Genomic DNA, 24,832 nt, shown 5'->3' on the forward strand with positions numbered 1-24,832 from the left:
GCTCCTGTCATAGAAAGATGGGTCTAGTTCTTTGCAGTCAGGAAGGTAATCACTTCCTGCATGCGGCGGTTGTTTTCGTCTTTGGTTTGCTGGGCGTACTTCTGCTGTAACGCGATCTCGGCCTGAGCCTTGTCCCCTTTTCCGAGACGCGCATAGGCGCGTGAGAGACGGTAGTGAGCTTCAGGAAATGCGGGTCGCAGCTCGACAGCGTGCTCCAGGGACGCCGCACTTTCATCCCACTGATTTCTGCTATGCTGCAGCACACCCAACTCATACCAGGCATCGGCAAGCCGAGGGTCCGCCTTCAGGGAGTGCTGTAACAGCGACTCCGCTCTTGCGGTGTCGCGCGTATCGGTTGCTTGATGAAGAATGCTGCTGGCGGCATAGAGCGATGCCATTGCATTCTCAGGGTGTGCGTCGGCAAAGGCCTGCAGCGTGTCGCAGCCGGCAACAGAGGCACTGGATGCGACCTCGCAGCTTCTGCCAAGCAATTCCGCTGCAGTGGCGTTCTGCGGAGAGCGCTGCAGCACCGATTGAAAGGGCTGAGCAGCCAGATCGTAGCTGTGGTTGCCAAAGTATGCGATGCCGAGCCCCATCTGCAGTAGCTCGCTTGATGGATACTTTGAAACTCCGTACTTGAAAATATCGATCGCCGAGCCAAAACTCCAGTGCTGCAACATCTCGTTACCGAAGCCGAAGATCATGGACTCGGAGGGATCAAGCTGGGCAGCAAGCTGAAAGTGCTTCACCGCCTCGGTGTAGTTCCCTGCCTTCTCCTCGGACTCCGCAAGGATCTCTTGCGCGGGCGCGGACTTAAGAGGTTCAGGGTCTGCGAGCAGATCCTTCGCTTTGGCCGGCTGCCCGTTCTTCAGCAGTGCCGTTGCCCAATCGATCCGCATGTCTAAACTTACCGGAGCGTTGACTGCTCGCAACGCTGCATTCGCCTTTTCGAAGGATGCAGCGGCGGCGGCGAACTCTTCCCGCTGCATCTGCACTTCGGCCAATGCCAGGTGATAGTCAGGCTTTGCGGGAGCGCGCTTTACCAGATTACTGAAGATCTCTTCCGCGCGCTTCGTGTTGCCGGACTTCATCACAGCGACGCCGAGGTTGAAAGCGATGGCAGCATCATTTCTGTTCTGAGTATGCGCATGCTCCAGGAACGGCAATGCACCCGCGTTGTCACCGGAGTCTGCCAGCGCCATACCAGCGGCGGCCTGAAGTTCCGTTTGGCAGGGATAGGTCTGCGCGAGCTTTATAAGCTGGGGTTTTGCCTGTTCGAGATCGCCCTTGTTATAGCTTTCGAGCGCGTTGCGAGCCAGGGCGGCATCTGCCGGCGAAAGGGAACATGTCGCGGGATGCACCGCTTGTTTCGCTGTCGTCTGTCCATGCAACGTCAGAGGCACACAGCACAGCAGAAGCACGGCGGCTTTTGAAACAGGGCTCACAGGGTCCGGGAAAAATTAGATGGCTTAAGACTGCGATGTGCAGCCGGACTCATCGTCCGGCTGCACATCATTGTATGAAACTGCAGGTTAGAAGTTGATCTTGCCCGCGAACTGCCAGAACCGCGAGTCTGGGGTGAACTGCCCCAGGCTGCGGGCGGAGGTAATCTGTCCGCCACCGGATCCGATGCTTTGATCGGGGTTGCCGTAGGCGGGCGTGTTCAACAGGTTGAAGTAGTCAGCACGAAGCTGGAGTGTCGTCGACTCCCGCCAGATGTTGAAGGTCTTGAAGAGTGAACCGTTGACGCGCTGGTATCCCGGACCGTAGACCGAGTTACGAGGCGAACCAAGATAGGGTAGCGCGGCGGAGCCGGTGATGACAGCCCCAGAAGCAACCGCGGGTGGATTGATGAAGGAGCACGGGTTATACCAGTGTGTCGTGGTTTTAACCTGTGTCGGGCAACTCGTGATGTTGTCAGTGCGCCGCGAATCGGGAGAACCACCCGCCGAGAACGGATCGCGGATAGCCACCGGATGCGCGGTTCCACCGGCCTGCGTGGACACATTGGTGTTCATGCTGAATGGATTACCCGTCTGCGCGATGAACGTCAAACTGTTCGTCCATCCCCCAAGGATAATGTCCATCGCACCATGATGATTGCCATACTTCTTGCCGACGCCGTACGGGAAGGCATATGAGCCGTTGAGCGCAATGCGTTGACGCACGTCGAAGGGTGAGTTGCTCCAGTCCGGGCCCAAGCCGATCAGATTCGGGTTCCGGAAACCGGCGTCGCCGCGGCTGCCCAGCGGGGTTGGAGCATTATCAAGAGCATGCGACCAGGTATAGCTCGCCAGGAAGCTAAGCCCGTTATGCATGTGCTGATCGAGTTTTGCCTGCAGCGAGTTGTAGCTGGAACCTCCAGCGTACGAGCTGTAGGCCGTACCGTTAACCCCCGGGAATGGCCTGTAGGCGGTTATATCCTTGCCCGTTGCGAGCAGCGCTGTCGATCCGTTCTTATCCGGAAAAACAATCAGGTGACGTGAGTTGGAGCCCACATACGCCAGTCCCGCAGAGAGCGTGGGAGAGATCGCATATTCGGTTGAGAGGTTGAACTGCTGACTGTACGGCGTCTTCACCTGAGCATCCGATCCGCGCAGGCTGGGGTTAGAAACCGAATTCTGCAAACCGGCGGCGATCGCGGCGGAGAAGCCGTTCTCCAACGTAATACCGTTGTTACGGCAGCTTGTGGCGCTGCAGGATCCATACAGCGTCGTGGAGTTATATCCAGACTCGAACATGAACGGATAGTTGAGGCCGAGGTTGGGATAGTATCCCGCGCTCTCGAGACCGCCGTAGAAGAGACCATAGCCTGCGCGCAATACCAGCTTCTCCGTCGCCTTGTAGGCGATGCCAAAGCGGGGTGCGAAGTTGGTCTTCTGCGGTTGAATCAGGAAGCGGTTGTCTGAGTAAGCAATGTTGATACGGTTGGCCGCCATCGTGTTCGTGAAGCTGCTTGCCAGCGATACATTCCGCTTGGAGCTCGGAAGATAGTAGGTACCCGTTCCTGTGCTGGGTCCGATCGTGTTCACTACAAAGGCCGCCTGGTTGTCATGGCGTTCCATATAAGGCTGCGCATACTCGTAGCGCAGGCCTAGGTTCAGAGTAACCCGCTGCGAAATCTTCCAGTCATCCTGGAAGTACGCCGCACGAATCCACCGAACATCATCCGTCGTTGCGATGTTGGTAAGTGCTGCCGTGTCCATGTTGTTGGTAAGGAAGTCCGCTACGCCGGAGCCCGTGTATGCGATTCCGCCGGTCGTGGGCGAACCCGGTCCCGCGGTGAACTTACCGCTGTAGTTATAGGTTCCCCGCGGTTCGATGGGCTGAAGCGTGGAGAAGCGAATACGTTGGAAGTTAATGCCGGTACGGAAGCTGTGGTTGCCGACAATCTTGGTGACGTTATCCAGGATCTGGTAGACGTTCTGATGCTCATCGGTTGGCGTCCAGGTCGGTGTGCCAAATCCATTGACACCACTTACAGAAACGTTAGGCAGACCGCCATTGGCGGAGCCTCCCGGAATACCGCCAAGTCCAATGCTGGCAGCCAGATTTGAGTTCGTCGCGTTCGGCTGCGTGAACCCGAAGTGACCGTAGTTGTAGCCGAAGCGTGCTTCGTTGACGAAGCTCGAGTTGAAGACGTGCGTCCAGCTTGCTGCCAGAGCTTCTGAGAAGTTGACAATGTTGCCGGTGTCGCCGAAGCCACCGCCATCCAGAACTGGCCCCAGGAGTGGAGCGCGAGTGCCGGGTGTATCCGAGTAGCTGACGCGAACGAACGCCTGGTCACTCTTGGTGGCGTTGTAGTCCGCACGGATATCGAATTGCGTGGTGTTATCGATCGCGTTTCGGGCGCTGTAGTAGTTATTCGTGATCCTGCCGCCGATGCTCTGGTTCGCGACCGGATACATGTTCAGAATCTTCAGCGCAGTCGCATTGATCTGGCTTGCGCAGAGGACATTGTTCTGGCCATTGCAGCTCATCGGCGTGGCGATGTTGCCTGAGTTCGGCTGCAGCAATTGTACGGGATTGCTATTTCCGGTCTTAGCAGGATTCAGAAGCTCTGAGAAGTTACCCTGGCGCATCAGCGTCGTCGGTACAGTGATGTTGCCGCTCTCGCCGAAGATGATGCGGTTTGCCTCTACATCACCGAAGAGGAATAGCTTGTCCTTGATGATCGGGAAGCCCAGCGTGCCGCCGAACTGGTTCTGGCGGTATTTGGGAACAGGGTTGCCAAACGATGCCCACTCATGAATATCGAAGGCATCGTTACGGATATATTCCCATGCCGAACCGTGAATGCTGTTGGTACCTGATTTCACGGACACGTTGACGACTGCGCCGGCCGAGTGGCCGTATTCCGCGCTGTAGGCGCCGGTCTGCACCTTGAACTCAGCCAGTGCCTCCGGTGGGGGCTTCACGCTGTACGAAGCTCCGTTGAAGAAGTCCACCACGTTGACGTTGTTATCGACGCCGTCCAGAAGGAAGTTGTTCTGCTCGGACCGCATGCCGTTGGCGGAGAAGTCGCCCTTACCCGAACCGCGCGAACCATTACCGGGAGCAATGCCGGCTGCGAGCTGCGCGATGAAGACGTAGTTACGTCCGTTCAGCGGTGTATCGACGATGGTCTGCGCTTCAATAACCTGTCCCGTCGAACCATCGCCGGTCTGCAGCAGAGGAGCTTCCGTCGTTACGACGACCGTCTCTTCCGCTCCGACCTGAAGTGCGATGTCCACAGTCGCGCGTTCAGCGACGTGGAGCTGAATGTTTTCCTGTTGCTTGGTGGAAAAACCGGAGGCCGTAACTTTCACGGAGTATTTGCCGATTTTGATGGGGGAGAAGGTGTAGGTTCCTCTGGAGTCCGTTCTGTCCGTCAGGACGAATCCCGTATCCACGTTCGTTACAGTCACCGTCGCATTCGGGACTGCAGCGCCGGAAGGATCCGAGACGGTGCCAGTGATGGCACCCTGGTCGACCTGTGCGTACAGAGGATGAGTTGCCAGAGAAACAAGTGCGAGAAGCATGGACAGTACCCATGCCATACCTCGCCGCGTGCAGAGTTGGTTAACTGCGCGTGCGTTCATGCGTTTTGCCCCTCGAATGGAAAAGCTGCTGCTTTGTTTGAATCCGGATTCATAGAGTGTTTGTATCCGGATTCATCTAATAGCGAGAAAACGTTATCCGCGTCGCTAAAGCTATGTCAAGAAATCTTTTATGAGACGTTTCAATCGGCCGAATTAGTTCACGGATCGAAGTTATCGAGAGACGTCTCACCCAAAGTAGGTCCGCTTAACGACACAAACGAAAAAGCGCGCTATTTCGCGGGTTCTTCGATACGAAGCGCTTGATCTTGATTCCCACTCACATGTTGCAGGCGTTGCCGGATGCCGCTCGGCCACAGAATCTCTACGTCTGCTTCCGTACTGTCGCCCAAACCGAAATGAACCCGCTTGTCACTGCTGGAGAGATACGAGCCCGCGGTCGAGACCGTGGCGTACTGCGATTGGCCGTGACATATCACGCGCACATTGGCCCCGATTGCATCGCGATTGGAGGTATGGCCGACGAGAAGCAGCGTCAGCCAGTGATTGCCGGACTCAGTCCGATTCAGGATCAGGTGCGCAGGCCCATCGTTGATCGTGACCACCGCATCGAGACGGCCGTCATTGTCGAAGTCGCCGAGCGCCAGCCCCCTTCCCACCCACGGTTCCCGAAAAACTGCTCCAGCTTCGGACGAAATATCAACGAACTTTCCTTCGCCGACGTTACGGGCAAGCAGCATCGGCTCACGGTAATGAAGCTGCGGGAAGTTCAGCTCCACATTGTCCAGGTCATGTCCCTGGGCCACGATCAGATCTTTGCGGCCATCGTTGTCGTAATCAAAGAAGCGAATGCCCCAGCCGGAGCGCAGCAAGGTCATCTTCGCGATACCCGAGCTGTAGGTGTCGTAGTTGAAGGAACCATCGCCGTTGTTGCGATAGAGCGCATACTTCTGCATGGCGAGGTTCGTGATGACCAGGTCCGGAAGACCGTCGTTGTCATAGTCTTCGAAGTCGATTCCCATGCCGGCGTACGTCTTCCCTTCACTGTCGACGGCAATCTCCGCAGTGAGGCCGATCTCGCTGAACTTGTCTCCTTCATTTCTGTAGAGGAACTCGAACATGGAGTCATTCGCGATCGCCAGATCGACCTTGCCGTCACGATTGAAATCCGCAAGAGCAATGCCCAATCCCTTTGCCGGCTTATCGAGACCGAAAGCAACGCCCTTCTCCGTAAAGGTCCCATCGCCGTTGTTGCGATACACCATGGGACGAATCGCAGGGAAGATATCAGGATGGCAGTAGGCGCGATACCCCTCGCGATGCTCTCCACACCAGACATCCTCAAAGTCCCAATGCACATACCGCAGCGCGACAAGGTCAAGCTTGCCATCGTTATCGAGGTCGACCCACGCTGCGGCGGTATACCAGGTATCACCCTGGGCAGCCGCGCCGCCCGTGCCGGATTTCTCCGTCACATCCGTAAACGTGCCGTCACCATTGTTGCGATAGAGGCGATTGCCTCCATAGGCTGTCACGTAGAGATCTTCAAACCCATCGTTGTCGAAGTCTCCGACGGCAACCCCCATGCCATAGCCGACACCTTTCAAGCCTGCGCGCTCGGTCACGTCTTCGAAGCTGCCATCGCTTTTCTGGTGATAGAGGCGATTCCAGTCTTCCGGCCCCTTCTTTTGCGGTATGGTCCCCTTCGGTGCAGGGTTCGGCACGGACGCACCATTCACGAGAAAGATATCGAGACGTCCGTCGTTGTCGTAATCGAAGGCTGCTACGCCAGAGCCTATCGTCTCCATAATGTACTTGTGAGACGAGTGGTAAGCACGCGCCTGAAAACCGGGCTTGAGGCGGTCTGAGGCATCGATGAAGTTCGCATGCTCCACCGGAGATTTCGTTTTGGAGCCTGCTGCAGGAGCTTGTCCTGCAAGATTCGTCGTTCCACAACTCAGAGAGAGGAGCAGCCCAAACACAGCGAAATTCGCCGGAAGCACCCGCATAAATGATCAGCCCTTATCGATAGAGATTTCATTGAGGCGGGAAAGCTTCCGAGCCTCAGGCAGAGTCGTTGCTCTGAAGGTGAATCTGCGCAGCTATCGTAGCAGGATGCGGTCGATGCGAGTAGACGATGTACTTCCCAGGCCAGGTATATTGAAGGATTCGATTTCGCGTTTTGTTAGAAATTTTGGGTATTCCTAACCCATCCTGGCGTTGCGAGCATTCACCCCAACGAACAAGTTCGTCGGGGCCCCGAGGATGGGGCACCCGGGCAGGATAAGTGCGGTCGCGCGAAGCGCGATACCCCACCCTTCGCGGTTGCACCGCGAAGAATGGGGCAACGAGTCCATCGCCAACCGCTACTAGCGAACATCTACGGCTACGATACGTGCCGGACCTGCGATGCCGTTATCAACATCGGTCGTCAGTACTGCCTCAAAGTCATGATCGCTATTCTCTGCGCCGATGCGCCGCTCGAGCTCGGCAACCTGGTTGGAGTTCGAGAGAAATTCGCCTGCCGCGGCTGTTCCGCTCATGCCGATACCGGCGGCAATCACGATCACCTGCCCGAGTGCCTGGCTGTGAATACGGGCGATGATGGCATAGTCGCGATTGACCGTAGCCATCTTATCCTGCGGATGCAGGCTCCATTGGCGGTTTCCAGGATCCTTGCTGTCACGGATATAAAAAGAGTCCATGTCGCTTCCACCGAACTGGTATCGCAGCGGTTCGATCAGCTTGAGAGTCCATTGATTATCGAGACCGCCGAGAAAGACCGTTGGTCCTTCACGGAGTTCATTGAGGTTGGTTCCGAGATTCAGGCGGACACGAACCGGCCGGTTCTGATGTCCTACAACAGATTCCAACCTCATCATGGCAAGAACGTCTGAATAGACGACATTCTCGCCCAGCGTTTCGTGATCGAAGAAGGTTCCGGAAGAGAGCAGCTTCGTATCTTCCAGATCCAAGGCGTGCGCGATGGCCGCCGGTGTTGTAGCGGCATTCCCCGGCCAGCGTTTTTTCGCCGAGATCGGTAGACAGAAAGTAATAGGTCCAGGCGCGGCAAAGAATGGTGACCATAACCGATCCAACGGTGTGGGTGTATAGCTCCGCCAGAGAAATCCAGAGGCGATGCCGATCACAAGGAGAAGCACTGGAATAACGGTCCAGACCAAACGGCGCGAGAAGCGCGGCTTCTTCACTGGAGTGGAGGCAGGTGCGCTTTCGTCTGCAACATCATTCGCAGGGGCTGGCACCTCAGCGGCGGATCTATCGCGCGCCGGAAAGAACTCGGGGATATAGGAGCCGATGTTGAGCTCGATGCGAAGCTCTGAGGCATGAGACGATTCATGGTAATACTGCGCGATGCGTTTGCGAATCTCCGCGACAGTCACGCGGACCACAGGATCTGACGCAGTATCGTAGTCTGCCGGACGGCCAAAGACCTCGACACCGAGGGTTCGTTCCTTCAGATGCGCCCCTCGTCCTTCGAGCGTCTCCTCAACCATGTATCGCAGCAGCGTAGGGTATCGCTTGCTGTTGCGAAAGTGAGTGGAGTGGAGCAGGCGCTCCATCTGCGCCCGGATTTTCTCTTTATCTTCCGATGAGAACGGTACGAGCGTTTGCGACTCAGGAGTGCTCGGTAGCATTTGGCCTTCCCCAATGGTTACAGAAGAATAGGCCGTTATAACCAGCTTCCGCAACCCAGGTCTTTACCTACCTTTACCTCCTTCATACCTCCTGCTATCTCCAAGCAAAATCAGGGTCTACCCCGTGTATACCCGTTAGACCTGACATGTAATGACATGCGGCACCTAGACTCCGCTGGTCGTAGAAGTACACCTGTGCCCGCGCCCCGAAATTTCGCTGGCACGAAATCCTCCAAAAAACACACAACAACAGAGGGAACGACCATGAAGCAGAGAGTGCATTTTCTTGAGGTAGGCCATCTATGGGTACTGCGAACCCTGAAGCTCGCAGCAGTAGTGATCCTGTTCCTGTTCGGCGCCGGGTCGATGCATGCTCAATTAACCACGGCGGATATTCTGGGAACGGTCACGGAACCGACCGGCGCCGTGGTGGCGAACGCAAGAGTGGAGCTAAGAAACACTGCCACCAATGTCACCCGCGTTGTCACCACGGATGAGAGCGGCAACTATACCTTCCCTCTTCTGCAGCCGGGACACTACAGCATTAAGGTCACCGTGCAGGGCTTCAAAGCTTTCAACACTCCGGACCTTGCTGTTGAAGCCGGTGACCGCGCCCGCAATGACGCTCACCTGCAACTGGGCGATGTCAATGAGACTGTCAGCATCGAAGCGCAGACTCCTTTGCTACAAAGCGAGAGCGCCACTGTCAGTTCAACGGTGACCGCGCAGAGCGTGCAGGATCTGCCATTGAATGGCCGCAACTATGTCCAGCTTATCCAGATTGTTCCCGGTGCAAATGAGGGACCAGGAAACGGGCTGACCAGCGGAGGACGACCGGACGATCGCCGGCAGTCGAGCTCCTTCTCGGTGAACGGGCAGGACGATACCCTTAACAACTTCATCATTGACGGCTTCGATAACAACGAACGCATCATCGGCACCAGCGGCGTTCGTCCCAATGTCGAAGGTATCCAGGAGATCAGCGTCCAGACGAACAGCTACGCTCCCGAAGCCGGACGCACCGCCGGCGGCGTCGTCAATATTGTGACCCGCAGCGGATCGAACCAGTTTCATGGAAGCGCGTACGAGTACTTCCGCAACGATATCTTCGACGCGCGGCAGGTGTTGCAGACCTCCGGAAGCAAACCCGAACTGCGGCAGAACCAGTTCGGCGGCTCCATCGGTGGGCCAATCTGGAGAGATCGCACCTTCTTCTTTGGCGACTATGAAGGCTTCCGCCAGGTCACAGGCGTGACCTACCAGAGCACGGTACCGACGATCGATGAGTATAACAACATCAACAGCATCGGCGGGGGATCACCGCAGGCGCTAGTGGCAGCAGGCAACGGGACCTCGGGTCTCCCTATCAATCCCATCGCCCTGAATTACCTGAAGCTCTTCCCCGCCCCGACCAACTCCAGCCTGACAAATAACTACGTCATCAGCCCGAGCAAGACGCAGTACAGCCAGGTCTTCGATGTTCGTATCGACCACAGGTTTAACGCAGGCAACCTGTTCTACGGCCGCTACACCTACAACCATGTCGATTCAACCATCCCGCCGGCGCTCGGCGTTGTGAATGGTCTTGAGATCTCGGGAGGCCGTTACATCTTTGCCGGACCGGCAAAGAACGGCGCGCAGCAGTACGCCTTCGATTACACGCACATCTTCACGCAGAACCTGCTGATCGATCTAAAGGCCGGCTTCACCCGTATCAACAACCTGTCACTGCCGCTGAACTACGGCAAGAATGCGGATACCACGGTCGGCTTCGGCTCAAACATGAACTTTACGCAGAATGCGAATGTACTGACGCCGATCAGCTTTGGCCCATTCAGCGACATCGGTGACGGCGCCTATGTGCCGCTGCAGGATATCGACAACACCTTCCAATATGCGGCGAACGTCAACTGGAACAAGGGCAACCACAACATCAAGTTCGGTGCGAGCTTTATCCGCAGACAGGCGCGCAACCTGCAGAGCGCCTTTCCTGCCGGCCAGTATGGCTTTGGCCTGAACACTGACAACTGCGTTCCCGGCACGGGATACAACACCGCAACTGGAGCCTGCAACGCGACCGCCTCCGCGAAGCAGCGCCAGGATAACAACCTTGCGAGTTCGCTCGTGGGCGCATTTAGCTCGTCGAGCCGCAACTACAACCTGAACACGCCGGACTACCGGACCTATGAGCCGAACTTCTTCGTGCAGGATTCATGGAAGCTGACACCGAAACTCACCTTGCTCTATGGCGTGCGCTACGACGTATTTACGCCCTTCACGGAAGCCCATGGCAGCATCTCGAACTTCGATTTCAACCAGGCGCTGACGCTGAACAGCAGCAACATCGGACAGGCGCTGAAGGTGGCAAACCAGAACGGTGTGGACGGACATGCCGGTATCAGCACCGACTACAGCAACCTGGCTCCACGAGTCGGCTTCTCCTGGTCACTGGCGCCCCAGACCGTACTGCGTGGCGGCTATGGCCTGAGCTTCTTCCCAGGCAATTACACGTCCAATGCCGACCTGAAGAATGCGCCATTCGTCTCGGTCTATTCCCCAAACTGCATCTCGAGTGTCGCCTTCCAGATTCAGACAACGCGGAACGGAGCTCCGGCAAGCGCAAGCAACCCGGACTGCGCCACCATCTCGGGCGCCAACACCAGCTTCAGCCAGGGCCTGCCGCTGCCGCAGCCACAGACGATCAGCAGTACCGGTCTGAGCTTCGTCGCCGAGTCTCCAAACTTCCGGTCAGCGATGATTCAGCAGTTCAACCTGCAGATACAGCAGCAGTTCAGCTCCAATGTGCTGACGATCGGCTACGTGGGCAACGTTGCCCAGCATCTGCCGCAGACTATCAACGACATCAATGTGCCAAGGCCGGGCAACAGTGTCAGCGGCGGAGCCTCCAGCGCGCGCCCACTCAGCGGCGTTCTGCCAAACCTCGCAGGCGTCAACTGGTTGGTAAGCGAAGGTATTTCCAACTACAGCGCATTGCAGACCAGCTTCCAGCGACGCTTTGTGAAGGGACTGGCCTTCGACGCGAATTACACCTGGGCAAAGGGACTGAGCGATGTTACCGGCTTCAGCCAGGAAGGCGCACAGGGAGCCTATAACGCGGACCCGACACGCATCCGGCAGATCGACTACGGCATTGCGGAGAACAATATTCAGAACCGCTTTGCTCTCTCGTTGAACTATCAGTTCGCCGCCGGTCACACCTTCGGCAACTCGCTTGAGCGGTTTACATTTGGCGGCTGGCAGATGAACACCATCACCATCTGGCAGACGGGCAAACCGTTCTCCATTCTGAATGACAGTGCCGCCGGCGGATACGGCAACCGTGCTACGCCCATCAACAATGGTGGAGGCGATCGCCCGAACCAGGTCGGTGATGATCATGCCGTTGAGCGGAGCTTCCAACACTGGTTCAATACAGCGGCATTTGCACCCCAGACGCTCGGCACCATCGGAACATCGCAGCGGAACGCACTCTCCGGCCCGAACTTCAGGCACGTCGATCTGTCGCTGTTCAAGGACTTCTTCCTGACGGAGCGGGCGAAATTGCAGTTCCGTGCTGAGGCCTTCAACATCTCCAATACACCGAGCTGGATCATCGGTCAGGGCAGCGGCAATGTGAAGATGGGCAACTCCGCCTTCGGCACGGTAACCGCCACCGACTCGAACTACACACCACGCCTATACCAGTTCGCTCTCAAACTCAACTTCTAGCGTTTGCAGTGTAAATCGTGCTGCCTCCAAGCCGGGCTGTTCTTTTATACAGCCCGGCTTTTTCTTATGCGGGCACTATTCCGGCTGCGATGAAAGTCTGTCTTCGGGCATACAGAAGGCCAGAGACTCTTCAGTCTCTGGCCTGATGTTCCTAGGCCGTCATGCCCGGACCGAGAAGACGACCTTGCCAATTCCATCGAGTTCGCGCTTCTCCCACAGTGTGGCCGGCGACCAGAGCGTCTCGACTGCGGCGATCTGTGGCTTGACCTTCCCGTCGGCAACCAGCGTTGCGAAAGCATTTAGCCCTTCGGTCGTCACGTTGGTCTCAACGAATGCGGCTTCAATCCCCAGACGTGCCGCCTCCTCCGCGATCGGCGGTCGATTCGCCGTCACGGCGGCCCCGCCGGGCTTCACCAGTGCATAGGAAGGCACGACGGTATCACCTCCTATCAGATTGAGGACAGCCTCCACCTGCTGGATCTCTTCCAACCTCTGCTGTGCAAGATCGATAACACGTTCTGCTCCTAGTTCTTGAAGAGCAGCGGCTTTGCTTTGGCGGGCTGTGGCGAGGACATGAACTCCGGCGTCTCGCGCCAGTTGCACCGCCAGTGACCCTACACCGCCCGACGCACCCATGATCAGCAGCGTCTGCCCTGCCTTGATCTTCGAGAGCTCCAACATCCGCGTCGCGGTCTGACCTACCAGCGCGATTCCGGCTGCTTCCTCGGCGGAAATGGCTGCCGGTCTGTGGGCCAGACTGGTAGCCGTGACAATCACAAACTCGGCGTACGCACCGGCCTCCCTTGTATAGCCAAACACCTCATCGCCCACTTTGAAGGTTGTGACGCCTTCACCGATCGCAGCGACCCGGCCTGCAACATCGCCACCCGGCGTCCATGGAAACTGCAATGGAAAGACCTGGCGCAAGAAGCCGAGGCCGCGCCCGGGATCTACCCCATTCATGCTGGTGAAGTGATTCTCTACCAGCACCTGTCCGGGGCCGGCAGTTGGGACAGGTACTTCATCCAGGTGGAGAGCTGCCCCATAGTCGTTGATGCGCAGTGCTTTCATATACATCTCCCTTCGAATGGCGCCGCCAGGATCGCGGTCGCTTCGATAGAAGAGATTCTTTGGCATGAGTACACGAGTCAACATGTACTGGAAAACAGAATTGCAATTCTGGAACAAATCAAGAAGGCTCGGCGCCTACGACTTTCTACGGGAACTCAGATCATTCAGCGTAGTTTCGAAGTGTTCTTTGATGAAGCTAACGAGCTTTCGAACGCGGACAGATTGCATTTCCGCCGGCGTTACCGCAAAGATGTGGGCCGGAACGCCTTCCCAATCTTTGAGTAGCCTCGTCAGGCCATCGCCGAAACCCGGATGAATTGCCAGAAAATCGGAAAGGAGTGCGATCCCCATACCGTGTTTGGACAGCTTTGCCAGCATTCCAACAGAGTTTGCGCTAGCCGCGCCACCCACCGTCACAGTCCTACGTTCGTGCTCGCGGCGCAGTTCCCACTGGCTTAGGGCTTCGCCGTGAATAAGACGAAGGCACGAGTGTTGGGCCAGTTCCGCCGGGTCCTGGATCCTCTTGTGCTTAGCGAGATATTCCTGGGAGGCAAACAGGTAACGAGGAAAAGTGCCGACCCGCCGGGACCAGAAAGAAGAGTCAGGCAAACGCAACTGGTGACTTACCATGATGGCTAAATCGAGACTCTCCGTCAGGAGATTGGGATGGCCGCTTATGGAAAGCACCTCGATGGAAATATCAGAGTGGTCAAGCATGTAGCGGGCGAAAAGAGGAAGGAAGATGGTCTGCGCCAAATCGAATGGCACACCCACGCGGATATGTCCTGACGCCCTGGAGGCGATCCCGGCAACTTCCTCCTGAATGCGCTTCGCTTCCGCCACAAGAGTTTTGGACTGCTCGTAGCAAGCCTGGCCCGCATCGGTCAGCTGAAAGGCCCGCGTAGAACGATAAATGAGATGGAAGCCCAATTCTCGCTCGAGTGCGCTTATGCGACGCGAGAGCGTCGATACGGGCATTCCCAGCGCTGCTGCTGCCCGACTGAAGTTGCGTGTGTTGGCAACCTCAACGAAAAGCGCCAAATCAGCCAGGAAACGCATGGGGATCCTTTCTATTGCTCAGGCTCTGGATGAGGCTATCCATTATTTTGGAAGTCTCCGTCTAAGCATCCGCGATCACCGCCAGAATCGCATACATCTGGGTCTGGATTGGGCTTGGATCTCATTTGATGCTGACAAATGGTCCCGCATTTCGTCAGTGACTAGAGTATTTTCCCTGGCACTGGGTATCCCGGAAAGGGCGTGCAGTGGCGTTTTCATTGCGGAAAACGTCCATAGAAAGCGCGTGAGAGCATCGATAGAGCATTTCTCCTAAAGGTATAGAGCGGAGCTTTGACTGTTTGCGCCGTTTTCCTGCGAAGAAAACGGCATTCACAGATTTATCCAACACCACAGTATTAGGAGAATTGCTCTAGAGTCATTTACTCGCAGATGGAGAGCACCGGATATGGAGCAGCCATAATCATGCGGAATCCTGTAAGCGGAGCCATGTGAGTGGTCATCCCGCGGCCCTTGTGAACAAGGATCAGCAGGAGCTCTGCATGGACCATCTTCAGGTGACGCTCTACCGCTCGGGCAGGATCATCCCCTTCAACGTCGCCCCGGCATCCCCGAGCCGACAAACGTCCGCCCCTCCCCTGCCGGCGGCGTCTTCTTCTTCACCACCCACGTCGTCATGCATCGCTGCTCCTGCACCACGGTCGTCTTCAGTGGATCCACCAGCTCCCCATCCAGACCGCGCGTTAGTTCCATCAACAGCGCTTCATCCACCAGCAGCCACTCCACTCCATGCGACATCTTGAACCGCCGTCCTCCCATCGCCTCGAACGCCATCCCCTGCGTCGCTCCAATCGTCGACGCCAGCCGGCAGAACAGCATTCCACCCGGCCGCAGCACCCGCCACAGCCCTCGCACCATCGCCTTCAGTTGCGCCTCACCCTGCGCAAAGTGCAGCACCGAGTTGCACACCACCACGTCCGCAAACTCATCCGTGAAAGGCATCGCCTCTACGCCCGCCACCTGGAAGTTCTCAGCCGGAAGCCTCGGCGCCAGCTCACTTGCCATCTGCCGCACCTCCGCCACAGCGTCGGCGCTTATATCCACGCCAAACACTTCATACCCTTCACGCAGCAAATACTGAATATTCCGGCCGCCGCCGCACCCCGCGTCCAGCACCCGCCTGCCCGGCGAAATATTCCCGCGCAATATCTGGTCGAACAGGTAGATATCAATCTGCCCAAACTGCTGCTGCAGCGTCATCCAACCCCCTCTTCTTCACTCTGCCCGGGGGAGCACTTCACCCCGCTACTTTCATCGTAGCTGGGCTCCGTTCTGAGATGGATGATCTGCTAGAGCATTTTCCCTGTTTCTAGGTAGCCCGAAAGAGGAGTGCAGCGGCGTTTTCATTGCGGAAAACGCCCATAGATGCGGAAGCCCTATCCACACCTACAGGAAACATGTTCTATCGTTTCGCGCGCGCGGCCTCAATTGCGGCAATGTCGATCTTTCGCATCGTCATCATTGCGCTCATCGCACGCTTCGATGCAGCGCGATCCGGGTCCGCCATCGCCGCCAGCAGGGCGCGTGGCGTAATCTGCCATGAAAAACCCCAGCGGTCCTTACACCAGCCGCACATGCTCTCCTGGCCGCCGTTACTTACGATGGCGTTCCACAGGCGGTCCGTCTCAGCCTGGTCGTCGGTAAGAATTACAAAGCTGACCGCTTCGTTCGGGATAAAGTTCGGGCCGCCATTAAGGCCTATGAATTTGCGGCCGCAGACGGTGAACTCAACGATGAGCTCCTGGCCTTCGGGGCCGGATGGGGTATCGATGGGCGATATGCTTGTCTTCCCGACGTGGCTGTCGGGGAAGGTGGCGGCATAGAATTCGGCGGCTTCGCGTGCTTTCCCGTGGTCGAACCACAGGCAGGTGCTCATCTTCTCGGACATGTTGCTCTCTCCTCTGCACGTAAGTTCGGCAGCCACACTTCTGGAAGAGAAGAGCGGCTGCATCGGATGACGGACTTCGCGGTTACGATTTTGGTCCCTGCATCAAGGCAAAGTGGCCATCCTGATCATCCAGGGCCTGCATGATGCGTGAACCTCCGGGTACCTCCATGGGAGGCATAAGGACCTTACCTCCGGCATCGATCACACGTTGCTGCGCAGCTTCAATGTCATTGACAAGGAAGTAGTACTGCCAGTGCGGCGGAATTCCTTCGGGCATGCCCGGGCCTTTACGAGCCATCATTCCGCCGGTGTAGAGGGGCTTATCGGTCCGGAAGGTCTGGTAGATGCCCATGGGCCCCATGTCATGCGCATAGTCTTTCTGCCAGCCGTAGTGTTTCGAATAGTAGTCGAAGGCTTTCGCCGGATCATCGGTGAGCAGTTCATGCCAGCCCACGTTTCCCACTGCCATTTGATCCAGACGAGGTGGCGCCTCTTGCTTACCGGGTTCGAAGAGCAGGTATTTCACCTGCTGAGGGTCAAGCACGACGGCAAAACGGCCTACACCCGGGATCTCCTGGGCCGGCTTCACGATCGTGCCGCCATCGGCTGTAACAGACTTAAGCTCCTCGTCGAGCTTTGCGGTATGGATATGGCCCATCCACTGCGTGGGAAGCTCAGGAGCGCCTGCTCCGGCCCAGGTCATCATGCCACCGACATCTTTGCCGTCTTTGCCAAAGATCATGTAGGTGAAGCCAGGCATACCGGCATCCTTGATGTCCCACCCGACTACCTTCTTGTAGAAGTTCACTGCCTTGCCCATATCGTTGGTGACAAGTTCGTACCAGATGAAACCGTCTGCCATTTCATACCTTCCATTTGCGACGTATCGCTACGAAGTAAACATCGTCCACATACGCTATCACCGCAAGTGGACACTGTCCACTTTTACTCGTTACGCGCTACACTCTTCTTGAATACACCATGAAAAACAACGCTTCTCCTCAAAAGCGCAGGACCTTCCGCCACGGCGATCTGCGCAACGCATTGGTGACTGCCGGGCTCGAGATGGCCCGCGCCGGAGGGCCCAATGCGGTGATTCTCCGGGAGGCGACCCGGCAAGCGGGTGTCGCTCCGAATGCGGCTTACAGACATTTTGCCGGCCAGGCGGAGCTGCTGGATGCCGTACGTTCGGCATGTCTGTCGCGGGTCGCCGCGGCGATTGAAGATGAGATGAAGAAGCACAAAGCGGGACGCAACCCGCAGGCATTCGCGCGAAAGAGTCTGCACGCTGTGGGCATGGGCTACCTGGGGTTTGCGATGAGAGAGCCGGGAATGTTCCGCACAGCTTTCTCGGTACCGCCACCGGTTCATTCTCCTGACCCGGCGAATACGGCGTCTTTGGGCTTGAACCCCTTTCAGTTACTCTCACTAGCCCTGGATCGCATGCAGGAGAGCGGCTTGCTCAACAGGAAAGATCGCAAGGGTGCGGAATATCTGGCGTGGTCGACAGTGCACGGTCTGGCGCTGCTGGCGCTTGAGGGGCCGCTGCACAAGATGCCGCGGGAGATGGTGCTGGCGCTGGGAGAGAGACTAGTCGTCATGGTGGAGCGCGGACTCAGCTAGAGCCCAATCGTTCGAAATCGACGACTGCATTTCGAGACACTCTTCCGCTGAGAGGTCTCGCTGCGGGCGAAAAATCGGTATCCCGCGAGGTAACGTTCCTCCAGAAATACACGTACCCTGCACATGGAGAGATGATGCATACCGTTCAACCATTCCGCACAGGAATTCCAGGAATCGAGGCGTTCGGCCTCGCCTCGACGCGGCAGTTTCCGCGTCACTCGCACGACCAGTTCGGAATCGGCCTGATCCTATCAGGAGCTCATCGATCATGGAGCGGGTTTGGCTGGGTGGATGCCAGAGCAGGCGACATCATTATGGTGAATCCCGGAGAGATGCACGATGGCAGTTCGCAGGACAGCAACGGCCGTCGTTGGCAGATGATCTATTTTGCCCCGGAATTGATCTCCGAACTGTTTGACGGTGACGCGGCCGGGAGTGCCGCCGTTCTGCTGCCCCGAATCCGCGACTCACGCCAGGCGCTCCGCTTTTCACGCCTGTTCGGTGCACTCACAGAGCGCTGCCCAGACCCAGGACACACCGAAGAGTGTCTTCTGCATACAGTCGTTCATGCTTTCAGGCACCACAGTACGCGGCGTCCCGGGAAGCAGATACTTCCACCCAGCATCGACAAGGTGAAGAGGCAGATCGATCTGTCACCGGAACTGCCGCACTCTCTTCAGGAGATGGCGATCCTGGCCAATACGAGTCGATTTCAATTCCTTCGAGCTTTTGCTCACGCAACGGGCGCCACACCTCACGCCTACATGCTTCAGCAGCGAGTGCGGCTCGCGCGAAGACTGATTGCAAGCGGAAAAGAACTGGTTCAAGTGAGCTGCGAAGCAGGATTCGCGGACCAGAGCCATATGACCCGCGCCTTTGTGCGGCAATTCGGGGTAACCCCTTCCCGTTATCGGGCAACGGTTTGCACGAACCGGTCACGCGCAATTTCGTTCAAGACGAGATTCAGGCAATGAGCTGAGGATGAGGCATGATCCGACGCTGTGAAGAAGCCGACTTCGACCAAATCTGGACCGTCATCAACGATGGCGCCGAAGCCTACCGCGGCATCATCCCCGAAGACCGTTGGCACGAGCCATACATGACGCGGGAAGAGCTCCGTAACGAGCTCGCGAATGGTGTGGCGTTCTGGGGATACGAACAAAACGGGACACTTCAAGCTGTGATGGGGATGCAAAACGTACAGGATGTCACCTTGATCCGGCATGCATACGTTCGGACCAGAGTGCGGCGCTGTGGCATCGGAGGTCTCCTGCTGGATCACTTGAAAGCGTCGACCCAGCGCCCTCTACTCGTCGGCACCTGGGCAGATGCCGCCTGGGCGATTCGCTTTTATGAGAAACATGGGTTTCAGGTCGTCGAAGCAGGCGAGAAGAATCAGTTGTTGCGGAAATATTGGGACGTCCCCACACGTCAAATCGAAACCTCGGTTGTCTTGTGTCAGTGACTGGCTCATAGACAACATGGGAGCTGAACAGTTCTCGCCGGCCATCTAAAAGACTTTTTTACTGGACCGATTCGGTTGCCACCTTGGGATCGTCTTCATGGTGCGGGACAGAAAGCCACGTCCCAGGGTACTTTCCAAGGGTCGCAGCCCTGGCCGCGTTCGATAGCTTCGCCGGCGACGTTGTCTACAACCATCACGCCTGATACCCGCAGAAAGGAGGACACGATGAACATCATGACTAAGAGGAAGAACATCTATGTCGCTCTGGCGATCCGCGCGATAGCCTGGATCCCGGGTACATCCTTCCCTCAAACCACCCAGGCCGCTGTTAGCCCGCAATCGCGGGCTAACAGCCCGGCGCCCAGCGGGTAGCACGACTTTGACTTCCGCTTTGGCACCTGGAAGACGCACATCTCGCTGCTCGCACTTGGACCTGAAATCCAAGATGTCTAATCTGTATCTTCCCTATTCGCAGATGGAAAGCACCGCGCATGGAGCAGCCATAATCATGCGGAATCCTGTACGCGGCGACAGGTGAGCGGTCATTCCCCGGCCCTTATGCACGCCGATCAGCAGGAGATCTGCATGAACCGCCTTCAGGTGACGCTCGACAGCGCGGGCAGGATCATCGTCTTCCAGCGTCTTGAAGTCCACTCGACTCTCCAGTACGTCGGCGGGAAGAACACCGGCCAGGCTGTTGCGAACGGTGACCTCCCACCCCGCTGACGCCGGCGCGTGCGCCTGGTCTTCCCTGACATGAACCACTGAGAGCCTGGTATCTCCGGCCATCAGGAGAGGCAAAATCCGGAGCACGCCGAGTGAACGCGCGCTCAGATCGGTGGCATAGACCAGGGTTTGGATCTTACGGCGGCTATAGTCCTTGACGTGTGGCCCGACCACGATCACTGGCAGAACAGCATGGCGCAGCACTTCCTCCGCAGTAGACCCTACGAGAAACCGCTCCACTCCGTCCCGTGAATGTGTCCCCATCACGATGAGGGACGCGCCTTCGGAGACGGCGGTGTTGATGATCTGCCCAGGGATGTCTCCAGCACTATCGATCACCGAACAGCGAATGCCCGTACCGGCCGCAAGCACCTTCGCCTTTGCCGCCATGAGCCGGCGACGGCTTCGCGCACGCAGATCCGTCATCATCCAGCCGACCGGCGCTGCGTAGCGATGATGGGCCACGTAAGGAAAGATATGAATCAAGCTCAGATCGAAGCCGTACTGCTGAGCCAGGGACTGCGCAAATCCGAGGGCAATCTTCGATGCCTTCGAAAAATCCGTGGGGATGACAATTGTTCCGAGCTGCACCTTTCGCATCGCGGAGTCCTCCTGCAGATAGGAGCTTACAAAGCCTGTCCTGCCGGCTCAGTGATGGATGTCACAGGAGGAAGGATGGGAATCCGCCTAGTATCACGATCGGAAGGTGCTGTGTGTCCAGATCGATGTACTTCGACAAGAGGGCTCCGCATGCGGAATCCGCGGAAACAGTACTGCGCCGGCTGCGCACCGATCCCCATTCCGGCCTTTCGACAGTCGAGGCTGATGCCCGCCTCAGTAACGGCAGAAATGAGATTCAGACGAAACACGCCTACTCGGGCTGGCGGCTCTTTCTCAGACAATTCGCGGATCCGCAGATGTACCTGCTGCTCAGCGCAACGGTTCTGTCGCTCGTGGTTACTTTGTCGAAGCACGGTGGAGCTCCCTGGGAAGCATTACTGATCTTGTCCGTGGTGTTGTTGAACGCCATCCTCGGTTTCCTGCAGGAGGATCGGGCAGAGAAGGCGCTTGAACAGCTAAAAGTCATCTCGCCGGCACTTTCGCGTGTAATCCGGGACGGCACAGCGCAGGACGTTCTTTCGGCCACGCTTGTCCCCGGTGACATCCTCCTGCTGGAGGAGGGGAACATCGTGCCTGCCGATGCCCGAATCATTGAAGAAGATGGAATTCAGGTAACTGAGGCTCTCCTCACGGGAGAGAGCCTCAGCGTCTCGAAACAGCCGGCCCCTCTTCCGCTGACTACGCCCACAGCAGATCGAACCAATATGGTCTTCAGCGGTACCGGCATCCTCTCCGGGCATGCCAGAGCAGTGGTTGCTTCAACCGGGCCAGACACCGAAGTCGGGCACATCGCCTCCCTGCTGGCCAAAGCGGAGAAGGATGCGACCGCGTTACAGAACCGCCTCCACGGACTCAGCAAACAGATCGCCATTGGTGTCTTTCTAACTGGGTCGCTCTGCGTAATCACCTTCATTCTCCTTCTCCCTGAAAAGACGTTGGACACCCTCATCGAGATTGCTCTCTTTGGAGTCTCTCTTGGAGTTGCAGCAACACCGGAGGCGCTCGGCACACTCGTTACTCTCACTCTTGGCTTCGGCGTACTACGGCTCGCCCGGCGTGGCGCGATTGTCAGAAGACTCAACGTGATCGATACTCTGGGCGCGACAACCGTTGTGATGTCTGACAAGACGGGCACGCTGACGCAGAACCGGATTGAAGTTCATTCCTTCTTCACCGCGGCCGAAACGATCTCATCGCAGTCATCGACCGGACCTATCCACACCGGAAGCCCGATAGAAGCATGTCTTCTGAGTGCCGCGCTAGCGAATGCCGCCAATTACGTTCGGGAAGGGACCGCCTTTAAGTTTCATGGTGACCCGGTCGACACTGCCTTGTGGATGGCCACAACACATCGCGGAGTTTCACCCGATGCCATCGAGGCCAGATTCGTTCGCAAATGGCGATTTCCCTTCACCTCGGAACGCAAGATGCTCAGCGTAGCGGTACAGGATCGGCATCGACCGGACGCGATATTCCTCTATCTGAAGGGAGCGCCGGAGTCGGTTCTGTCTCGCAGCACGCATGAAATGGCTGGTAAAAGAGTCACGGAGATCACAGCAACCAGACGAGCCGAGTTGTCGGCCAAAATTGACGCCCTCGCCCTGGAGGGGTGGAAGATCATGGCCCTGGCACGCCGTATTCTGCCGGTATCAACCGACCAACCCGCAAAACCCGAGCTCGTGGAGAGCGGCCTCACCCTCACCGGTTTCGTCACGTTGTTCGATCCTCCAAGGACGGAGGCGAGCGAGACCATCCGGCAGATGACCGCCGCCCATATCCGCACAATTCTCGTCAGCGGCGACCACCCTAAAACTGCGGCTGCTATCGCAAGACAACTCGGCATCGAGTCTGGCGCCACCGTTCTAACCGGAGCAGAGATTGAGCGATCCAATGATGCTGAGCTCCAACAGCAGCTTCGCGGCACTACCATCTGCGCGAGAGTCACACCCGCGGATAAACTCAGGGTGGCACAGTTGCTGCAGCGGTCGGGAGAGGTCGTTGCGATGACCGGCGACGGCGTCAATGACGCGCCAGCATTGAAAGCTGCCGATGTCGGCATCGCAATGGGCAGTGGCACTGAGATCGCCAAAGATGCAGCCGATATTGTCCTTACCGATGACAGCCTTGCGACCATTCTGCACGCCATCCGCGAAGGCAGAATCATGGCGGCAAATATCCAGAAGGCCGTGATGTACCTCTTCACGACGAACCTGTCTGAGGTCGGCACGATCTTTCTCGCTGCAGTTGCTTCCATGGCGATGAAGCAGGCTGCACCTGCGGCGCTGCCCCTGACCGCGGCTCAGATTCTATGGCTGAACCTGATGACCGATGTCGCCCCGGCGATCGCATTGGCGCTTTCGCCTGCGCGTCCGAACGTGATGGAAGGAAGCGGCCATCGGAACCTTAAACAAATTCTTTCCAAAGGATCGGTGTACCAGATCCTGGGGAACAGTCTCGCGCTCACTGCCGTCACCCTGGGAGCATTCTTCCTGGTTTCAGGCGACCTGATCCACCGCCGGACCATGACGCTGACGGTCATCGCGCTTTGCCAGTGCGCCTATGCACTGACGCTGCAGTCAGAATCGGCCAGCATCTTCCGGTATCTTTCTGAACTGCGATGGCTGATACCTGCAATCGCATGGTCGATTGTCGCGCAAGTACTCATCGTAAGCTTTGCCTTTACGCGTGAGGTCTTCGGCTTGTCACAGCTCAATTGGCAAGATTGGCTGCTATGTTTTCTGGCGACCTCGTCTGTTCTTGTTCTGAGTGAATGCCGCAAGTTCCTTCTGAGAAGGCAAAGAAAACACAGCAATCTCGGAGTCGAAGGCACGGCTTCGATTCCCACTTCCCGAGCCACCTCTCATGCGAACTAGGTCCAAATCTCACACCGGGAGCAGCGCGATGGTGTTTGCGCTGACAGCAGGGTCTCTATTCCTGTGCGCTCTATTGTTGAAACCGTTCATCCCCGCTCTCACCGGTTCATTGCTCATTGTCACAATGACCCAACCGCTTGCGAAGCGGCTCAGACAGATCTTCTCGCACCGTACAACCGCGGCAGCCGTGGCGACCGTCATTGTCGCCCTATGCATTATTGTGCCCGCTGCATTCATTCTGCGTATGGTAGCGATGCAGGCGCTGGGCGGACTACAGCTTCTTCAGGACGCGGCCTGGCTCGATAAATTACAGCATCTTATCGATCAAATAAGGTCCTATCTCTCCCTGCGTGGAATCCCTCTCATGGGAAACGACCTCCCGCAGATCATCAAGACCGGCGCTGGTTTTTTGGGATCGACCTTTCTTACGCTCGTCTCTGGATCGGTCGAAGCCTTTACCCAGATCGTCGTCATGCTGTGTCTACTCTTCTTCTGGTATCGCGATTCCGACGACTTGTTAGCCCATCTGCGCAAAACCTCTCCCCTCAACTCCGGCGAGGAACGGCTTTTCGTGAAATATTTCAAGCGGACGATCCGGGCAAGTGTCGTCGGCAGGCTCTGGATCGCCGCCATTCAGGGGTTTCTTGCATGGATCGCATTCGCCGCCCTCGGCGTGCCGGGAGCGGTTCTCCTGGCTAACCTTACCTCGGTCTGCGCTCTGATCCCCGCCTTCGGTGCATTTCTTGTATGGCTGCCGGTTGTCGGTTATCTTCTGGCGATCCACGCGTGGACGAGAGCAGTGATCCTCTTCACCATCGGCTTCTTCCTCCTGAGCACCGTCGACAATCTTCTGTACCCATTTTTCGTCGGCGCACGAGCGCACCTGCACACCGCAAAGATGTTGCTATCGGTCTTTGGGGGGCTTTGGCTTTTCGGCATCAGCGGCCTGGTCCTTGGGCCGCTCGTGTGGGTAACAACTGAGCTGCTCGTCGCAATCTGTATGCGGCGGGCCTCTAGAGATGAATCGCGCAACGCCGGAGATACCTTATGAGCGGCGCTGCTCT

The 24,832-nt window shown here is 57.2% G+C and carries 17 protein-coding genes; 7 read left to right on the top strand and 10 right to left on the bottom strand.

Going from position 1 to position 24,832, the window contains the following annotated elements; all coding sequences use genetic code 11:
- Nucleotides 1-23 precede the first annotated feature (23 nt).
- The 4 genes from FTW19_RS21020 to FTW19_RS21035 form a co-directional block, all read right to left on the bottom strand.
- Nucleotides 24-1,445 (bottom strand): tetratricopeptide repeat protein, encoded by a 1,422-nt coding sequence (locus FTW19_RS21020; protein WP_147649511.1) that lies wholly within the window; start codon nucleotides 1,443-1,445, stop codon nucleotides 24-26.
- Nucleotides 1,446-1,532: 87 nt separating this feature from the next.
- A complete protein-coding gene (locus tag FTW19_RS21025) occupies nucleotides 1,533-5,081 on the bottom strand; it encodes a TonB-dependent receptor (protein ID WP_246153427.1) in 3,549 nt (1,182 codons plus the stop codon).
- A 230-nt stretch (nucleotides 5,082-5,311) separates the two neighbouring features.
- Nucleotides 5,312-7,048: a CRTAC1 family protein gene (locus tag FTW19_RS21030; protein WP_147649512.1), complete on the bottom strand. Its 1,737-nt coding sequence runs from the start codon at nucleotides 7,046-7,048 to the stop codon at nucleotides 5,312-5,314.
- A gap of 360 nt (nucleotides 7,049-7,408) precedes the next feature.
- Nucleotides 7,409-8,620, bottom strand: a complete 1,212-nt coding sequence (locus tag FTW19_RS21035) for a hypothetical protein (RefSeq protein WP_246153428.1) — start codon at nucleotides 8,618-8,620, stop codon at nucleotides 7,409-7,411.
- Nucleotides 8,621-8,959: 339 nt separating this feature from the next.
- Between FTW19_RS21035 and FTW19_RS21040 the strand changes: the two genes are divergently transcribed.
- Entirely contained in the window at nucleotides 8,960-12,424 is a 3,465-nt protein-coding gene (locus FTW19_RS21040; protein ID WP_147649514.1) for a TonB-dependent receptor, read from the top strand.
- 159 nt (nucleotides 12,425-12,583) lie between these two features.
- Here the strand turns inward: FTW19_RS21040 and FTW19_RS21045 are convergent, their stop codons facing one another.
- The 5 genes from FTW19_RS21045 to FTW19_RS21070 all read right to left on the bottom strand — a co-directional run bounded on the left by FTW19_RS21045 (nucleotide 12,584) and on the right by FTW19_RS21070 (nucleotide 17,322).
- Nucleotides 12,584-13,495 (bottom strand): NADP-dependent oxidoreductase, encoded by a 912-nt coding sequence (locus FTW19_RS21045; RefSeq protein WP_187143088.1) that lies wholly within the window; start codon nucleotides 13,493-13,495, stop codon nucleotides 12,584-12,586.
- Between the two features lie 135 nt (nucleotides 13,496-13,630).
- Nucleotides 13,631-14,554, bottom strand: a complete 924-nt coding sequence (locus FTW19_RS21050; RefSeq protein WP_147649516.1) for a LysR family transcriptional regulator — start codon at nucleotides 14,552-14,554, stop codon at nucleotides 13,631-13,633.
- 549 nt (nucleotides 14,555-15,103) lie between these two features.
- Nucleotides 15,104-15,772 (bottom strand): class I SAM-dependent methyltransferase, encoded by a 669-nt coding sequence (locus tag FTW19_RS21060; protein ID WP_147649518.1) that lies wholly within the window; start codon nucleotides 15,770-15,772, stop codon nucleotides 15,104-15,106.
- Between the two features lie 202 nt (nucleotides 15,773-15,974).
- A complete protein-coding gene (locus FTW19_RS21065) occupies nucleotides 15,975-16,460 on the bottom strand; it encodes a VOC family protein (RefSeq protein ID WP_147649519.1) in 486 nt (161 codons plus the stop codon).
- A gap of 82 nt (nucleotides 16,461-16,542) precedes the next feature.
- Nucleotides 16,543-17,322 carry a VOC family protein gene (locus FTW19_RS21070; protein ID WP_147649520.1) on the bottom strand — a complete coding sequence of 260 codons (780 nt, stop codon included), beginning with the start codon at nucleotides 17,320-17,322 and terminating at the stop codon, nucleotides 16,543-16,545.
- Between the two features lie 119 nt (nucleotides 17,323-17,441).
- On the opposite strand from FTW19_RS21070, the gene FTW19_RS21075 reads away from it, so the two are divergent.
- From FTW19_RS21075 to FTW19_RS25930, 4 genes are all read left to right on the top strand, one after another.
- Nucleotides 17,442-18,083, top strand: coding sequence for a TetR/AcrR family transcriptional regulator (locus FTW19_RS21075; RefSeq protein WP_147649521.1), 642 nt, complete (start codon nucleotides 17,442-17,444; stop codon nucleotides 18,081-18,083).
- Between the two features lie 131 nt (nucleotides 18,084-18,214).
- Complete coding sequence (locus FTW19_RS21080; RefSeq protein WP_222705486.1) at nucleotides 18,215-19,057, top strand: AraC family transcriptional regulator; 843 nt, start codon at nucleotides 18,215-18,217, stop codon at nucleotides 19,055-19,057.
- Nucleotides 19,058-19,071: 14 nt separating this feature from the next.
- The gene (locus FTW19_RS21085) at nucleotides 19,072-19,548 is read left to right on the top strand and encodes a GNAT family N-acetyltransferase (protein ID WP_147649522.1); all 477 of its coding nucleotides are present in this window, start codon (nucleotides 19,072-19,074) and stop codon (nucleotides 19,546-19,548) included.
- Nucleotides 19,549-19,773: 225 nt separating this feature from the next.
- Nucleotides 19,774-19,920: a hypothetical protein gene (locus FTW19_RS25930; RefSeq protein ID WP_187143089.1), complete on the top strand. Its 147-nt coding sequence runs from the start codon at nucleotides 19,774-19,776 to the stop codon at nucleotides 19,918-19,920.
- Between the two features lie 93 nt (nucleotides 19,921-20,013).
- On the opposite strand, the gene FTW19_RS21090 is transcribed toward FTW19_RS25930, so the two are convergent.
- Nucleotides 20,014-20,874: a universal stress protein gene (locus FTW19_RS21090; protein ID WP_147649523.1), complete on the bottom strand. Its 861-nt coding sequence runs from the start codon at nucleotides 20,872-20,874 to the stop codon at nucleotides 20,014-20,016.
- A 113-nt stretch (nucleotides 20,875-20,987) separates the two neighbouring features.
- Between FTW19_RS21090 and FTW19_RS21095 the strand changes: the two genes are divergently transcribed.
- Both FTW19_RS21095 and FTW19_RS21100 read left to right on the top strand, forming a co-directional pair.
- Nucleotides 20,988-23,768 carry a cation-translocating P-type ATPase gene (locus tag FTW19_RS21095; RefSeq protein ID WP_147649524.1) on the top strand — a complete coding sequence of 927 codons (2,781 nt, stop codon included), beginning with the start codon at nucleotides 20,988-20,990 and terminating at the stop codon, nucleotides 23,766-23,768.
- Nucleotides 23,769-23,796: 28 nt separating this feature from the next.
- A complete protein-coding gene (locus FTW19_RS21100) occupies nucleotides 23,797-24,819 on the top strand; it encodes an AI-2E family transporter (RefSeq protein ID WP_187143090.1) in 1,023 nt (340 codons plus the stop codon).
- The last annotated feature ends 13 nt before the right edge of the window (nucleotides 24,820-24,832 follow it).

It is taken from the genome of Terriglobus albidus (assembly GCF_008000815.1).
Classification (GTDB): Bacteria; Acidobacteriota; Terriglobia; order Terriglobales; family Acidobacteriaceae; genus Terriglobus; species Terriglobus albidus_A.

What these genes read in the sequence shown, in the direction of transcription:
- FTW19_RS21075 (WP_147649521.1), top strand. Translation starts at nt 17,442, where the DNA reads ATGAAAAACAACGCTTCTCCTCAAAAGCGCAGGACCTTCCGCCACGGC.
- FTW19_RS21035 (WP_246153428.1), bottom strand. Translation starts at nt 8,620, where the DNA reads ATGGAGCGCCTGCTCCACTCCACTCACTTTCGCAACAGCAAGCGATAC.
- FTW19_RS21030 (WP_147649512.1), bottom strand. Translation starts at nt 7,048, where the DNA reads ATGCGGGTGCTTCCGGCGAATTTCGCTGTGTTTGGGCTGCTCCTCTCT.
- FTW19_RS21065 (WP_147649519.1), bottom strand. Translation starts at nt 16,460, where the DNA reads ATGTCCGAGAAGATGAGCACCTGCCTGTGGTTCGACCACGGGAAAGCA.
- FTW19_RS21060 (WP_147649518.1), bottom strand. Translation starts at nt 15,772, where the DNA reads ATGACGCTGCAGCAGCAGTTTGGGCAGATTGATATCTACCTGTTCGAC.
- FTW19_RS21040 (WP_147649514.1), top strand. Translation starts at nt 8,960, where the DNA reads ATGAAGCAGAGAGTGCATTTTCTTGAGGTAGGCCATCTATGGGTACTG.
- FTW19_RS21050 (WP_147649516.1), bottom strand. Translation starts at nt 14,554, where the DNA reads ATGCGTTTCCTGGCTGATTTGGCGCTTTTCGTTGAGGTTGCCAACACA.
- FTW19_RS21085 (WP_147649522.1), top strand. Translation starts at nt 19,072, where the DNA reads ATGATCCGACGCTGTGAAGAAGCCGACTTCGACCAAATCTGGACCGTC.
- FTW19_RS21045 (WP_187143088.1), bottom strand. Translation starts at nt 13,495, where the DNA reads ATGAAAGCACTGCGCATCAACGACTATGGGGCAGCTCTCCACCTGGAT.
- FTW19_RS21100 (WP_187143090.1), top strand. Translation starts at nt 23,797, where the DNA reads ATGGTGTTTGCGCTGACAGCAGGGTCTCTATTCCTGTGCGCTCTATTG.
- FTW19_RS25930 (WP_187143089.1), top strand. Translation starts at nt 19,774, where the DNA reads ATGAACATCATGACTAAGAGGAAGAACATCTATGTCGCTCTGGCGATC.
- FTW19_RS21070 (WP_147649520.1), bottom strand. Translation starts at nt 17,322, where the DNA reads ATGGCAGACGGTTTCATCTGGTACGAACTTGTCACCAACGATATGGGC.
- FTW19_RS21090 (WP_147649523.1), bottom strand. Translation starts at nt 20,874, where the DNA reads ATGCGAAAGGTGCAGCTCGGAACAATTGTCATCCCCACGGATTTTTCG.
- FTW19_RS21025 (WP_246153427.1), bottom strand. Translation starts at nt 5,081, where the DNA reads ATGAACGCACGCGCAGTTAACCAACTCTGCACGCGGCGAGGTATGGCA.
- FTW19_RS21080 (WP_222705486.1), top strand. Translation starts at nt 18,215, where the DNA reads ATGATGCATACCGTTCAACCATTCCGCACAGGAATTCCAGGAATCGAG.